A 13,824-nucleotide genomic window follows, 5' to 3' on the forward strand; every position below is an offset into this window, starting at 1 on the left:
TAGGCAGGATGGCCCGCCGGCCATTAATATACGGTCGACGTTTTATGTCACAAAAGCGACATGGCGGATTTGTGATGGAGTCTCGTGGCGAGGAATCGGGCGTGCGGGAGCGGATCGTCAGGGAAGACCCGGATGCGCTCGCGCGTGCGAGCGCATCAACGCAAACCCGATGAATCGGGCGAGGCGGGTGCCCTTTTGCGTGTCGGGTGCGAACGCTCGACGCGGATTCACGCGGAGTCCGGCGACGGCCAGTGTTGCCGGTGACGGGCCGACAGGCTGCGCAGGATCAACAGCGTGAGGACCGCGGTCACGGACATCGTGAACGCGTAGATGCCTCGCGGACCGGCCCATGTCATCACGAACGACGCGGCGAGCGGTCCGACGCTGCCGCCGAGCGCGAAAGCGAGCAGCAAGGCCGCGCTTGCCGGGACCCGGTGTGCCGGCGGGAGACGGTCGTTGGCATGCGAAATGGACAGGCCGTACATGCTGAAGAGCAGACTGACGAACAGGTAGGCGAGGGGCTGAAGCCACCGGTCGCCGCGGAGAAAAAGTACCGCGCTGCTCACGCACAGCGCGACCGAGACGGCCAGCATGATCCGCCTTCGATCGAAGCGGTCGGCGAGGCGCGCGACCGGCCATTGCGGCAGAAGCGTCGCGATCAGCGCGAAGCCCATGAAATGAGACACCGCCTCGACGGAATAGCCGGCACCGCGCATGTACACCGGATAGAGAGCGTAGAAGACGCTATTCAGCAGCCCTGCCGCGAAGCATCCCCACAAGCCGAGCGGCGCCACGCGACGAAGGATGCGCACGCCGGCCAGGCCGGACCGGAGCGTCGATGCCTTTGGAGGGACGTCTGCCGGGGCGGGCTGACGATGGGCGAGGGTAACGGACATGAGGGGCACGAGGGGCACGAGCGACGCCGCGAACAGTCCCGTGACGAGACTGAACAGTTCGAAGCCGTAGGGATCGGCCGCGCCGATCAGAAACTGTCCGGCACCGACGCATAGATACGTGGTGATCAGGTACAGCGAAAAGATCCGTCCTCGCCATGCATTGGGCGCCACGCTATTTAGCCGGCTCTCCACTACCGTGAAAATGCCGACGAGGCAAAAGCCGGTCATGAAACGCAGGCATGCCCAGACCAGCGGCTGGATGGAGACCGCGTATCCGAGCGCGGTGCACGACGCGAGAGCGGCGAACGTCGCGAACGCGCGATGGTGGCCGATCCGTGTAATCGTTGAACCGTGCCACCATGCGCCGATCATAAAACCGAGGTAATACGCAGTCTGAACGAGACCCACGACGATCGGAGAAAAGTCCGAGTGAACCATGCGTAACGCGACCAGCGTACCGAGCAGGCCGTTGCCTGTAATCAGCACGGCAAACGCCAGCATCAATGCGGCAATCTCGGAGCCGATTGCGCGCGGCACGCGATGCCGGTTCCCGCCGATGCCGCTCGTATCCGGATATGCCGCGCAGGTCCGTTTATCCGTGTCCATGGGCGCGTCTCATTCGCTGGAAAATCGTTATCTGGCGGACCACCCCGAACAGGCGGCGATGTCGATAAGCCGATTATGTGGACGATCGATCGCCGGCGAATAATATGATCGCGACGTCGTTCGGCACGGACGCGACATGCTTTTCCCCTCGCTCGCGATGCTCGCACGCCGACCTCAAAGCCAGGTGCCGCCCTGACGTTCATTCGGCTCCTGCGTGAGGGCATCGAAATCGTGAATCCAGTCGAGGTGATGCAGAACCCGCTCGCGCGAGTCGAGGCGGGCATTGCGCTCCAATGCCGCGGGCCCATCGGGAAGATGCAGCACGTCCGCGGTGGAAATCGACGCGTACTGCACCTTGCGCGTGCGGCCCCGGCGCAGACGTTCGTAGGCTTCCTGCGCTTCCCGCCAGTGGCCCGGCCCCGCCTTGGCGAGCTGGTCGGCCAGCACGACGGCATCTTCAATCGACTGATTGGCCCCCTGGCCGTGGTGCGGCACGAGCGCATGCGCGGCATCGCCGATGAGCGTCACGCGGCCCTTGCTCCAGCGGCCGAGAGGCGGGCGATGAAACAGGCCCCAACGCTGACTGACCGGCACGGCCGTGATCATCTGCACGACAGCCGGATGCCAGTCCTTGAAGTGGCGTAGCTGCTCGCCCTCGCTGGCCGGCATGACCCAGTCGCGCGATGGCCACGGCGATGGATGACGCTCGACGAGCAGGAAGTTCTGATCGCCGTTGTCGCCGATCGGATAGTGCAGCAGATGGCCACCCGGCCCGACCCAGAACTGGATCGTGTCGGGATCGGGCAGCAGATCCATGCGCGCGGCCGGCACTACGCCGCGAAAGCCCGAACAGCCCGAATACAGAACGTCGTCATAGCCGAGCATCCAGCGTCGCGTGATCGAACGCGCACCGTCCGCGCCGATCACCAGATCGGCCTCGACGCGCCGGCCGTTTTCGAAAGTCAGTGCCACGCGATCCGGATGCTGCGTGAGATCGGTGAGCCGATGGCCGAGCCTGATGCGCTCCAGACCGACCGCGCCCGAAAGCACCATCTGCAGATCGGCGCGATGAACGCCCCAGTACGAGCCGCCGAATTGCCCGCGATAATCCGGCGCGCCGCGATGATGGCCGATGACCTCACCGCTGCGGCCGTCGCGATAGATAAGCCCGGGGACTTCCGCGCACACCTTTTCGAATGCCGTGCGCAGTCCCATGCGATCGTAGAAGCGCGTCGCGTTGGCCGAGAGCGCGACCGCCGCGCCTACCTCGCGCAGTTCGTCGGTCTGCTCGTAGAGTTGCGCGTCGATGCCGTGCTCGCGCAGCGCGAGCGCCAGCGTGAGGCCGCCGATACCGGCGCCGACGATGGCGATTGTCAGATCCGTCTGCTTCATGACCGTGTCTCCGATGTTCAGTTTTAAAGGCGTGGCGATAGCGCGCCAGCGGCGTATCGAATGCGTGTGCCGTGCGGACGTCGTGTGGATATTCTCGGTGGCCGACTCTCATTCCACAATAAAATGGATGGAATCTGCATCATCACTGAATTGAATGAGCCCGGAGACGCCAAAATCATGGAGCTGAGCGAGATCGATCTCAACCTGCTGCTGCTTTTCCACCGCCTGATGCGGGAGCGGCGCGTGGCGAGCGTGGCCGAGCAAATGAACATGAGCCAGCCCGGCGTCAGCAATGCGCTCGCCAAGCTGCGCCGCCGGCTTGGCGATCCGCTGTTCGTGCGCGGGCCCGGCGGCGTGGTGCCCACGCCGTTCGCATTGCGCCTGGCGGACCCGGTTGCGCAGGCCCTCGCGACGCTGCATACCGCGCTCAATCCGGTGACCGGGTTCGATCCGCTGCGCGCGACGCGCACCATGACCATCGGCATGACGGATATCGGCGAAGTCGTGTTTCTGCCCGCGTTACTGGAACGGCTCTCGCGGGAAGCACCGGGTGTCGCGCTCAATACGGTGCGCAACACCGGCGTCAACCTGGGCGAAGAGATGGCCGACGGCCGCGTCGATCTCGCGATCGGCTTGCTGCCGCAACTCAAGGGGGGCTTCTATCAGCGCCGCCTGTTCGATCAGCGCTATGTCTGTCTGTTCAGACGCGGGCATCCGCTCGAAGACGTGCCGCTCACGCTCGCCGGCTGGCGCGACGCCGAGCATCTGGTGGTCGTGTCGGGCGGCACCGGTCACGGCCAGGTGGAGGAATGGCTGAAACGGCGTGGCGTACGGCGCCAGGTGCGGCTGACCGTGCCGCACTTCATGAGCGTGGGCTATATCCTGCAACGCACCGAGCTGATCGCCACCGTGCCGGAGCGACTTGCGTTGCAACTGGCCGAGCCGTTCTCGCTCAGCCTGCGCGGATTGCCGGTGACGCTGCCCGCCGCGCCGATACATCTGCTTTGGCACGAACGGGTCCAGCAGGATGAAGGGAATCGCTGGCTGCGCGGGGTGGTGATCGAGTTGTTCGCGGATGGGGTTACGTCTGCGCGCAGGTCGAAGTCCGCTCAAAGGAAATAGGAGTGGTCGACAAGCCCGAAGGTTCAGGCTTGTCGACGAGCCGCGAAGCGGGCGGCAATGTTCACGAGCGAGCCGGGGAGCCGCTCATTCGGAAGCGGGAGCGCCGGTCGGCGCGACGCGGGGCGCACGCGAACCGTGGTTCGATCCGAACAGGTAGCAGGTCAGCGCCGTCGCGATCAGGCCGACCATCCACGAGACATCCGCGCCGCCCATGATCGATGCCCACGGACCGTGGAAAAAGCTTTCGTCCATGAACGGCACCTGGATCGCAATGCCGAAGATGTAGATAGCGATGGCCTTGAAATTGAACGAGCCGTACATGCCGCCGTTGCTGCTGATGATCTCGGCGACACGGTAGCGCCGGTTGCTGATCAGGTAGAAGTCCACCAGATTGATCGCCACCCAGGGCACGAGCACGATACGCATCGCGAAGATCGCGTTCAGGAAGATCGCAAGGAAGTTGCTCGACGCCCACAACGCGGTGACGGTGGACGAAACCAGCAGCACCGTCGACACGAGGACGCGCACGTTGCGGCCCGGCACCCAGTTGGGACGGAAGGTTTGCGCGGCGGTAATGAACGACAACACGCCGCCATACAGATTCATGCCGTTATGGCCGATGATATTGACCAGAAAAAGGAAGATCAGAACGTAGCCGAACACGCCCGTTTGCGCCCGGATGGCTTGCATGGCGTCGGTGGCGTGGCCGCTGCTGACCGCGAGCACGCCGAACAGAAATGCGAAGATCGTGCCGAGCGACGTGCCGAAATACGTGTACGCGAACGTCTTCGCGAAGCCCGTGCTGGTCGGAAGATAACGCGAATAATCGGACGTGTAGGGCGCGAAGCTGATTTGCCAGACGGCGCACAGCCCGAACATCGCAAACCAGCCCGACACCTCGAAATGGCCCTGCTGGAAGACCCGCGCGTCGAGATCGGGCACCATCATGATCATGCCGATCAGCAGCGCGCCGCCCATGAACCACGCGCCCACCTTGTTGAAGCGGTGGATGAAGTGATACCCGATCACGCCGACGAACGTCGCGAGAATGGCGCCGAGCACCGTCCCTACCTGCGCGGGCACCACGGGCGCCACCGTGTGCAGCGTTTTACCCGCGAGAATGATGTTCGAAACGAAGAATCCGAGGTAAATCAGCGTGGTGAAACCGACCACGAGCAGGGAGCCATACCGGCCGAACTGCGCGCGGCTTTGAATCATCTGCGGCACGCCGACAAGCGGGCCTTGCGCGGAGGTGAGGGCATGGAAAATGGCGCCGAAGAACTGTCCGGCCGCGATGGCGAGAATGGCGCTGACCACGTCGAGGTGAAAGACCAGCACTGAAGTCGCGCCGGAAATCACGGCAAGGGGCGCGACATTCGTGCAGAACCACAAGGTGAACAGATCGACCGGCTTGCCATGCCGATTCTCGGGAGCGACATACTCGATCGAGTTGCTTTCAATGGTCAGAACGCTGTTATCGTTCGCCGGACTTTTCATGGTGTCTCCATCTCTATTGCACGGACAAGGCTGCGCCACGCCCCGACAGACAGGGCGTAGCGTAGTGTGACTCCGGGAGGCTTTGAAACGGTGCCGCGGTGAGCGGCGCGCTCAGCGCATCACGAACGGATCGCTGATCGGCTCGTCCGACGTGCGAAGCCATACCGACTTCGTCGTCGTGTATTCGAGCGCGGCGCTGATGCCGCCTTCGCGGCCGTGTCCGGAAAGCCCGAAGCCGCCGAACGGCACGAGCGGCGAGACCGCGCGATACGTGTTGATCCAGACGATTCCCGCGCGCACGCGCCGCGAAACGCGATGAGCACGCGTGAGGCTGGCGGTGAAGATGCCCGCGGCGAGTCCGTAGGCGGTGCTGTTCGCCTTCTCGATGGCCTCCTGCTCGGAAGAGAACGTATCCACCGAAAGCACCGGCCCGAACAGCTCCGTCGTGATGCTGTCGGCGTTGCTCACGCCGGTGCAGTCGAGAATCGTCGGGGCGTAGTAGTAGCCGTCGCGCTCCAGCGTCTGGCCGCCGGCGAGCACCGTGGCACCCTGGCGCACCGAACTGGCGACGATCTTCTCGATGTTGCGCAGTTGCCTTTCGGTGCAAAGCGGACCGTATTCCGTCGCCATCTCATTGGGTGAGCCTACCCGAATGCGCGAGACGCGCTCGACGAGCCGTGCGAGGAATGGCGCCTTGACGGATGCCTCGATCAGCAGCCGCGAGCCCGCCACGCAGCTTTGGCCGCTTGCCGCGAAAATCGCCGCGACCTGCGCATTGACGGCGCTCTCGATATCGCTGTCGGCGAACACGATGAACGGCGACTTGCCGCCCAGTTCCAGCGAGACCTTCGCGAGATTGCCGGACGTGTTGGAGACGATGTGCCGCGCGGTTTCGGGGCCGCCCGTAAAGGCCACTTTATCGACCTTGGGATGGCCGCTCAGCACCGCGCCGCATTCCGGCCCGAAGCCGGTGATCACGTTGACGACACCCGGCGGAAAGCCGGCCTCGTGAACGAGCTTCGCGAATTCGAGCAAGGGGCCGGGCGCTTCCTCGGACGCCTTGAGCACGACCGTGCAACCGGCCGCGAGCGCCGGCCCGAGCTTGACGGCGGAAAGAAACAACTGGCTGTTCCAGGGAACGATGGCCGCGACCACGCCGACGGGTTGGCGCTCGAGCCAGACCTGCATGTCCGGCTTGTCGACGGGAATGCTGCTGCCTTCGATCTTGTCGGCGATCCCGGCGTAATAGCGGTAGTACTCGCTGACGTAAGCGATCTGGCTGGACGTTTCGCGAATGATCTTGCCGGTGTCGTTGGTTTCAATTTCAGCGAGTCGCGGCGCCGCCTTTTCGACGAGCCCGGCGAGCCGGTACAACAGCTTGCCTCGCGCCGAGGCGGTCAGGCCGGCCCACGCGGAATCGGTCAGCGCGCGGTGCGCCGCCTCGACGGCGCGATTGACCTGCTCCGCGCGCGCTTCGGGCATGTGCGCCCACACTTTGCCGGTGGCCGGGCTCACGCTTCCGAACGTCGCGGCGCCGGGCTCGAACTGGCCGTCGATATAAAGCTGAAAATGAAAATCCATGGAATCAACTCCTTACCTGAACGCAGGCATCACGTCGTTGATCATCCGCTCGAGCGACGCTTTCTTGCGCTCGAAGCTCATGCCCGTATCGATCCAGAACGAGTACTCGTCGAAGCCGAGTGCCTCGTATGCCTTCAGGCGCCCGATCACTTCCGCGGGCGTGCCGATGACATTGTTCCTGCGCATCGCGGCGGGCGTGTAGAACGGATGAGCGGCGATCTCCTCCGGGCTCAGCGTCCTGATCAGACCGCGGCTCACCGGACGCTCGTTCTTGAACCACGCGCCGAAGTAGTTGTAAAACACGTTGACCTCTTCGGCGGCCCGTTGCGCGTCGTCCTCGCTGCTCGCCACATACGTATGGCGCAGCAGCATGATCTGCGGGCGCGGCACGTTGCTGAACTTCTCGCACGCGGCGTTGAAGTGACTCACGAGCTTTTCGACTTCTTCGTCGCCCAGATGCAGCGGCGTGACCTGGACGTTGCAACCGTTGGCCACCGCGAACTCGTGGCTGTTCGGGTCGCGCGCGGCCACCCAGATCGGCGGATGCGGCTGCTGCAGCGGCCGCGGCGAGGACGTGGTCGACGGGAACTTCCAGAACTCGCCCTCGTGCGCGTAATCGCCTTCCCACAGTTTCTTCACGGCCGGAATGAGTTCGCGCATTCTCTGACCCGCGCCCCAGGCATCGAGTCCGGGCATCAGGCGTTCGTATTCGAACGAGTAGGCGCCGCGCGCGATCCCCAGCTCCAGACGCCCATTCGTGATGATGTCGGTCATCGCGGCTTCGCCCGCGAGCTTGATCGGATGCCAGAACGGCGCGATTACCGTGCCGGTGCCAAGCCGGACGTTTCTGGTCTTGCCGGTGAGATCCACGAGGTTGAGAAACGGATTCGGCGCGATCGTGAAGTCCATGCCATGGTGCTCGCCGGTCCAGACGGCGTGCATGCCGCCGCGATCGGCGATCTGGCACAGCTCGAGCATTTCGTCGTATAGCTGCTTCTGACTGGTCTGGTCGGAGACGCGCTCCATATGAACGAATAGCGAGAAACGCATGATTTAACCTTTCAGGAATGAAGCGGGCGGACTGTGCCGTTGCTGTGGTCGCCGAAGTACAACCCGTAGCTCTTCAACTGGCTTTCCTTGCGATAGCGTTGGAGCATGCTGGCCAATGCACTGTCCTGGAACGCTTGCGTCTCGATGTCGTCGAGGCTCACGAATCTGCCCGACGCGTCGCCCGAAGCGGCGAGTTCGTCCGGCGCGCTGCACAGGAACGAGATGTACTGGTAATGGGTCTCGGTGTTGTTGTAAACCGAGTAGATGAAGCTTGCCGACGCATCGGGCTGGTATCTCGTGAAGATGTCGGCGAGCGCCTTATCGGCGCCTTCCTTGCCGATCTCCTTCGAAGGAAGTGCCCATTTGTCGCCGGCGGTCTTCACGAGCAGCACTTTGTCCTCGCGCGCGATGATCGCGCTCACGATGACCTGCGGGCCCGCGATGACCTCGGCCGACACCCTCGCCGGCGTGAAATAGCCGCCGCGGTAGTAGCCAAGGCCCGCGTATCCGGCGGAATGGAACGCCTCGACCTTGCCGATGATCAGCGCGTGGTCGCCCGCGTCGATCACCGCGTGCGTCGTGCAGTCGAACCATGCGCTGACGTCGTCGATCAGCGGGTTGCGGTTGGCGCTCGGATGCCAGCGCACGTTGGCGAAGCGATCGTCGCTCGGCCGCGCGAATGTGTTGGACAGATCCTTTTGTCCTTCCGCGAGGATGTTGATGGCGAAGTGTCCGGTCGTGGAAAAAGTCTCGTAATTGCCCGAAGTTTTCGCAATGCTGACGAGCAGCAACGCGGGATCGAGCGAAACGGACGAGAACGAATTCGCGGTGAAGCCGAGCGGCTTGCCGTCTTCGCGAGCCGTGGTCACGATCGTGACGCCGGTCATGAACGCGCCGAACGCATCGCGCAGCTCGCGGGTGTTGATCTTCGCTGTCTGTTCGCTCATATCACACTTCCATTTCAGGTTTGCGGCCTGCGGCTGCGTCTGCAACCACGCACGCAGCGCGCGATTGACTTCATTAGGCGCGGTCAGGTTCACCATGTGGCGCTCGTTTTCGATCACGACGGCGCGGCCGTGGTGAGCGGCTTGCGCCATCTGTCGCGCCATCGCCGGCGTCGAGTTGGGATCGTCCGCGCCGGTGAGCACGAGCGCGGGGCAGGCGATCGTGTTCCAGCCGTCGGCGTAGAACTCGTCGCCATTGGCGAAGGCCGTGTAGGCCGTGGCATAGCCCGCGAGGTCGACCGACTTCAGCCACGACTCGACCTTTTGCGCCGCGATGCGTTGCGACTCCCCGGCCGTGAACCAGCGTTGCAGCGGCGTTTGCACGTCGATGGTGCCCGAGCGCAATTCGGCCGCGCGGCGCAGCACGGCGTCGCGCGCTTGCCGCGTGCGGCGATACACGCCGTTCAGCACGGCCACGCGCCTGACCAGATCGGGCCGCGTGACGGCGACGCCCGCGGCGATCAGCGAACCCATCGAGTGGCCGGCCAGGTTGACGGGGCCCGCGTCCAATGTCTCGATGAAATCCGCCGCCCACTCGACGAATTGCGCGAGGCCCGCGTTCGCCTCGAGCGGATCGCTGTCGCCGTGGCCCGGCATATCGACCGAGATCACCCGGAAGCCGGACGACAGGTCCTCGATTTGCGGGTGCCACGCGAGCGCCCGCATGCCCACGCCGTGAATCAGGACCAGCGGTTCGCCGGTGCCCTGCTCGAGATAGTGGGCGACGCGATTATTTGACAGCAGCAGGGTTCTTGACATCATTGCCGAGTTCCGCGAGGTCTTTGTAGCGATCGCCGATGCGGTGATGCGGACGGCCACCGGTGGCGGCGCCGATCGCGACGACGAGTTCGTCGGCGGCCGGCGCGTCCGGAATCGCGAACTGCAGCGTCAGGTAGTGCGAGCGGCGGCCTTCGTCGTTCTTGTCCATCATCGGGATCAGCAGCGGCGCGTTGGCGGGGCCGCGCGTGTTGTTGAACGCGAGATACGACTTCGCGCCGACCGCCGAGCGATAGATGTTGCCGAAGTGCAGCGTGTGGATCAGCGCGGATGCATGCTCGATCTCACCCTCGAGGCCGACGATGGCGCTCTTGCCGAACGCTTCGACCGCTTCGCCGGAACCGGCTTCGTCGATGATCAGCTTCGTCAGGTGTTCGCCCAGTTGCGGCGCGATAGCGCGGATCTCCGGCGACAGGTCTTCGACATAACCGCGGCCCGCCCACGGGTTCTTGATCACCGCGGCCGCTCCGATCATCTTCAGCGGTTTCGCGGCGGCCTTGTCGCCGTCGACGAAGACGTTCTCGACATGGAGGATGGATTTGCGAATCAGGCTCATGGCAGCTTCCTTCGTTACGTTGATCGTGTGAAGCATTTTGGTATACCATGTTACGGCATTCCATGAGTGTTAACCCGAGGCGACGGGAATTGCCCAACCGATCCCGGAAGCGAAGAGGAGGTGAAATGACTGCATACTGGATTGCCCATGTCACCGTGCTCGATGCGGTGAAATACAAGGACTACACGGACATCGCGCCGGAGGCGTTCAGGAAGTTCGGCGCCGTGTTTCTCGCGCGCGGCGGCGCGTCGGAGGTTCTGGAAGGCGAGTCGTTCGAACGGCACGTCGTGATTCGGTTCAAGGACATGCGAACGGCGCTCGGGTGTTATCACTCGCCTGAATATCAGGCGGCCAAAACCCGGCGCGATGGACATTGCGTGGCTCAGATCACGATCGTCGAGGGCCTGGATGGCTGATTGTGCCCTTGCGTGAAGGCTGGATGTCAGTTGGGTCATAATATGGCATTCCGCGCACGTGCCCAGTGCGCGGGCTTTTGTCCATTTCCCAACTGCCGCCTATGCAAGACCTCAAAATCGACCGCAACGTCAAAACGCTGCGTGAGCTCACGCTCGACAAACTGCGCGCCGCGATAGTCCAGGGATATTTCCGGCCGGGCACCCGGCTCGTCGAACGCACGCTGTGCGACGAACTCGGCGTGAGCCGCACGGTCGTGCGCGAGGTGCTGCGGCATCTGGAGACCGAAGGGCTGGTCGAGATCGTCGCGCGGCAAGGGCCTATCGTGGCGCGGCTCGATCCCACGCAAGTGAGCGAAATCTACGAATTGCGCGGGCTTCTCGAAGCCAACGCCGCCCGTGCCTGCGCCGAGAACGCCACGCCCGAGGTCGTGCGGCGGCTGCGCGAGATCCGGGCGACCATCGAAGATGCATTCGAGAAGCGCGACCTGCCGCGCGTGCTCGAGCACACCGAGCGCTTCTACGAAACGCTGTTCGAAGCTGCCAACAAGCTGGTGTCGCTGGGGGTCGTGACGACGCTCAATGCGCGCATCAACCGCCTGCGCGCGTTGACCATCGCGATGCCGGGGCGCGGCGGCGATTCGAACCGCGAGATGAACCTGCTGCTCGATGCCATCGAGCGACGCGACGGCGATGCGGCTGCCGCGGCGTCGTTTGCCCACATCAAACGGACCTCCGAACTCGCGTTGTCCGTACTCGCCCAGCAGAACGAGGCAGTCGGCGACGCCTGACGCCATTTCCCCACGCGCGTTTTCCTTCAGTTCAGAAAGGCCGCCGGCAAAAACCGGCGGCCTTTTTCTTTGCCCGTCGATGACCTGATCGATCCGGGCGACGTTACGCCAAGCCCGAAACGTGCCAGCAGCTCCGTTGGCGATCTCATGGTATTCCATAATACGATGTGCATTGTTGTCGACCATAAGATGGAATACCATAATCTCATCGAAGACGAAGTGCATTCCGTCGCGTGGGAGAAACCCATGAACCGGATGCCAGCCGCATTGCCAAAGGAGCCCGAATTCCATGAAACCTGAACTCGCGCCGCAGCGTGCGGTGTCGCGGGGCCACACCGCGGGCACGAGCTACAGCGTGTACGCATCACGATCGGGCGCCGCGAGCGAAACGGTCGTGCTGATTCATGGCGTCGGCATGAACCAGAGCGTCTGGGCGCCGCAAATCGAAGCGCTCTCCGAATCGTTCCGGGTCGTCGTCTACGACATGCTGGGTCACGGAGAGAGCGTGCTGCCGAGCGCGACGCCCACGCTCGCTGAATACGCCGCGCAGCTCAAAGCGCTGCTCGATGCCTTGCAGATCGGGCGCGCGCACGTGATAGGGCATTCGATGGGCGCGCTGGTAGCGCTGGAATTTGCGCTCGTCAACGCGCCGCGCGCGTTGAGCGTCGTCGCGCTGAACGCGGTGTACGACCGCGAGCCGGCCCAGCGCGAAGCGGTGATGGCGCGCGCCGCGAGTCTGGGCGACGCGCCTGCCGCGAGCGGCGTGGACGCGACGATTTCGCGCTGGTTCGGCGATCCGGTTCCGGGGCATCTGACCCAGGCGGCGCAGGCGGTGCGCACGCTGCTGCTGGGTGTCGATCCGGTGGGCTACGCGCGCACCTACCGTCTTTTTGCGTGCTCGGACGACGCGCACGTGGGGCGTCTCGCGGGTCTCGCGGTTCCCGCGCTCTTTCTCACCGGCGAGTGCGATCCGAATTCGAGTCCGCAGATGTCGCAGGCGATGGCGGCCGTCGCGCCGCGCGCCCGCGCTGAAGTTATCGCGAACGAGCGTCACATGATGAACGTCACCAACCCGGCCCGCGTCAACGCAAGCCTGCTCGCGTTCCTCGCCGAAGCCTCGGCCGCGCCCGCAGTGAGCAGTGGAGAACGCCATGACTGAGTCGAGTACCGCCCCGAACGCGGCAAACGCTTTCGATGTCGCCGGGTTTCGTCGCGCGCTCGGCGCGTTCGTCACGGGCGTGACCGTCGTCACCACGCTCCAGCCCGACGGCTCGCCGCGCGGCTTCACGGCGAACTCGTTCACCTCGGTTTCGCTCGACCCGCCGCTGATTCTCGTGTGCATCGCGAAGACCGCGTCCAGCCATGCCGTGTTCTCGGCAACCCATCGTTTTGCCGTGAGCGTGCTCGCCGAAGACCAGAAGCACGTTTCGGGCGTGTTTGCGTCGAAGGCCGCCGACAAGTTCGAGCAGGTGCGCTGGAGCGCGCGCAAAACCGGTGCGCCCGTCATGGACGGCGCGGCGGCGAGTTTCGACTGCACCACGCATGACGTCGTGGACGCGGGCGATCACATCATCCTGATCGGCCGCGTGGTCGACTTCGTTGATACGAGTTCCTCGCCGCTCGGCTACTGCCGTGGCGCCTACGTGAACTTCAGCCTCTCGCAGGACGCGCTCGCCGCGGCCGGCGCGCGAGCGCGCGTGGGCGCGATTCTCGAACATCGCGACGGGCTGGTGCTCGTCGATACGCCCCAAGGCCTGGCGCTGCCGACGGGCATCAGGCTCGAACCGGCAAGCGACCCCGCGAGCCTGCGCGGCGTGCTCGCGAAGCTCGGCCTGAGCGCGCATCTCGACTTCCTGTTCGCGGTGTTCGAGGAGCGCGGCGGCACGGAGTCCCAGGTGCAAATCTATTATCGCGGCCGCGTACTTCACAACGGCTCGCCCTGGCTCGACAGCAGCGTGCGCATCGTGCCGCTTTCGCAAATTCGCTGGGACGAAGTGAACGACGCCGCCGTGCGCGCGATGCTCGAACGCTATGTGCGCGAACGCAGGCAGGACGCGTTCGGCATTTATGTCGGCGACAGCGAGGCCGGCACCGTGCAGCCGCTCGGCCTCGCATAGTGAAGAGACCGCGGCGCGCAGG

13 protein-coding genes are annotated in these 13,824 nt (G+C 64.3%); 6 read left to right on the forward strand and 7 right to left on the reverse strand.

What is annotated here, in order from left to right:
• Window positions 1–227: 227 nt before the first annotated feature.
• Together QM685_RS11845 and QM685_RS11850 are read right to left on the reverse strand one after the other, a co-directional pair.
• Window positions 228–1,502, reverse strand: coding sequence for an MFS transporter (locus tag QM685_RS11845; protein WP_415116002.1), 1,275 nt, complete (start codon window positions 1,500–1,502; stop codon window positions 228–230).
• Window positions 1,503–1,676: 174 nt separating this feature from the next.
• Window positions 1,677–2,894, reverse strand: a complete 1,218-nt coding sequence (locus QM685_RS11850) for an FAD-dependent monooxygenase (RefSeq protein ID WP_415116004.1) — start codon at window positions 2,892–2,894, stop codon at window positions 1,677–1,679.
• Window positions 2,895–3,071: 177 nt separating this feature from the next.
• Between QM685_RS11850 and QM685_RS11855 the strand changes: the two genes are divergently transcribed.
• Window positions 3,072–4,016 carry a LysR family transcriptional regulator gene (locus QM685_RS11855; protein WP_415116006.1) on the forward strand — a complete coding sequence of 315 codons (945 nt, stop codon included), beginning with the start codon at window positions 3,072–3,074 and terminating at the stop codon, window positions 4,014–4,016.
• A gap of 84 nt (window positions 4,017–4,100) precedes the next feature.
• On the opposite strand, the gene QM685_RS11860 is transcribed toward QM685_RS11855, so the two are convergent.
• The 5 genes from QM685_RS11860 to QM685_RS11880 form a co-directional block, all read right to left on the reverse strand.
• A complete protein-coding gene (locus QM685_RS11860; RefSeq protein WP_415116008.1) occupies window positions 4,101–5,513 on the reverse strand; it encodes a purine-cytosine permease family protein in 1,413 nt (470 codons plus the stop codon).
• A 111-nt stretch (window positions 5,514–5,624) separates the two neighbouring features.
• Window positions 5,625–7,094 carry an aldehyde dehydrogenase gene (locus QM685_RS11865; RefSeq protein ID WP_415116010.1) on the reverse strand — a complete coding sequence of 490 codons (1,470 nt, stop codon included), beginning with the start codon at window positions 7,092–7,094 and terminating at the stop codon, window positions 5,625–5,627.
• A gap of 12 nt (window positions 7,095–7,106) precedes the next feature.
• A complete protein-coding gene (locus QM685_RS11870) occupies window positions 7,107–8,144 on the reverse strand; it encodes an LLM class flavin-dependent oxidoreductase (protein WP_415116012.1) in 1,038 nt (345 codons plus the stop codon).
• Window positions 8,145–8,155: 11 nt separating this feature from the next.
• Window positions 8,156–9,910 (reverse strand): alpha/beta fold hydrolase, encoded by a 1,755-nt coding sequence (locus tag QM685_RS11875; RefSeq protein WP_415116014.1) that lies wholly within the window; start codon window positions 9,908–9,910, stop codon window positions 8,156–8,158.
• Entirely contained in the window at window positions 9,879–10,481 is a 603-nt protein-coding gene (locus tag QM685_RS11880) for an amino acid synthesis family protein (protein ID WP_415116016.1), read from the reverse strand. The genes QM685_RS11875 and QM685_RS11880 overlap by 32 nt, the downstream gene beginning before the upstream one ends.
• Before the next feature lie 125 nt (window positions 10,482–10,606).
• On the opposite strand from QM685_RS11880, the gene QM685_RS11885 reads away from it, so the two are divergent.
• From QM685_RS11885 to QM685_RS11905, 5 genes are all read left to right on the forward strand, one after another.
• Entirely contained in the window at window positions 10,607–10,897 is a 291-nt protein-coding gene (locus QM685_RS11885) for a DUF1330 domain-containing protein (RefSeq protein ID WP_415116018.1), read from the forward strand.
• A 101-nt stretch (window positions 10,898–10,998) separates the two neighbouring features.
• Window positions 10,999–11,685, forward strand: a complete 687-nt coding sequence (locus tag QM685_RS11890) for a GntR family transcriptional regulator (RefSeq protein ID WP_415116020.1) — start codon at window positions 10,999–11,001, stop codon at window positions 11,683–11,685.
• 69 nt (window positions 11,686–11,754) lie between these two features.
• Entirely contained in the window at window positions 11,755–11,985 is a 231-nt protein-coding gene (locus QM685_RS11895; protein ID WP_415116022.1) for a hypothetical protein, read from the forward strand.
• On the forward strand, window positions 11,975–12,844 hold the full coding sequence (locus QM685_RS11900; protein WP_415116024.1) for an alpha/beta fold hydrolase: 870 nt from the start codon (window positions 11,975–11,977) through the stop codon (window positions 12,842–12,844). Before QM685_RS11895 ends, QM685_RS11900 begins: the two co-directional genes overlap by 11 nt.
• The gene (locus QM685_RS11905) at window positions 12,837–13,802 is read left to right on the forward strand and encodes a flavin reductase (protein WP_415116026.1); all 966 of its coding nucleotides are present in this window, start codon (window positions 12,837–12,839) and stop codon (window positions 13,800–13,802) included. The genes QM685_RS11900 and QM685_RS11905 overlap by 8 nt, the downstream gene beginning before the upstream one ends.
• Window positions 13,803–13,824 lie beyond the last annotated feature (22 nt).

Origin of the sequence: Paraburkholderia sp. (assembly GCF_047605525.1) — a bacterium.
GTDB lineage: Bacteria > Pseudomonadota > Gammaproteobacteria > Burkholderiales > Burkholderiaceae > Paraburkholderia.

Coding starts and splice junctions, on each gene's coding strand:
- QM685_RS11880 (WP_415116016.1), bottom strand. CDS start 10,481: ATGAGCCTGATTCGCAAATCCATCCTCCATGTCGAGAACGTCTTCGTC.
- QM685_RS11905 (WP_415116026.1), top strand. CDS start 12,837: ATGACTGAGTCGAGTACCGCCCCGAACGCGGCAAACGCTTTCGATGTC.
- QM685_RS11885 (WP_415116018.1), top strand. CDS start 10,607: ATGACTGCATACTGGATTGCCCATGTCACCGTGCTCGATGCGGTGAAA.
- QM685_RS11860 (WP_415116008.1), bottom strand. CDS start 5,513: ATGAAAAGTCCGGCGAACGATAACAGCGTTCTGACCATTGAAAGCAAC.
- QM685_RS11875 (WP_415116014.1), bottom strand. CDS start 9,910: ATGATGTCAAGAACCCTGCTGCTGTCAAATAATCGCGTCGCCCACTAT.
- QM685_RS11870 (WP_415116012.1), bottom strand. CDS start 8,144: ATGCGTTTCTCGCTATTCGTTCATATGGAGCGCGTCTCCGACCAGACC.
- QM685_RS11890 (WP_415116020.1), top strand. CDS start 10,999: ATGCAAGACCTCAAAATCGACCGCAACGTCAAAACGCTGCGTGAGCTC.
- QM685_RS11865 (WP_415116010.1), bottom strand. CDS start 7,094: ATGGATTTTCATTTTCAGCTTTATATCGACGGCCAGTTCGAGCCCGGC.
- QM685_RS11855 (WP_415116006.1), top strand. CDS start 3,072: ATGGAGCTGAGCGAGATCGATCTCAACCTGCTGCTGCTTTTCCACCGC.
- QM685_RS11845 (WP_415116002.1), bottom strand. CDS start 1,502: ATGGACACGGATAAACGGACCTGCGCGGCATATCCGGATACGAGCGGC.
- QM685_RS11900 (WP_415116024.1), top strand. CDS start 11,975: ATGAAACCTGAACTCGCGCCGCAGCGTGCGGTGTCGCGGGGCCACACC.
- QM685_RS11850 (WP_415116004.1), bottom strand. CDS start 2,894: ATGAAGCAGACGGATCTGACAATCGCCATCGTCGGCGCCGGTATCGGC.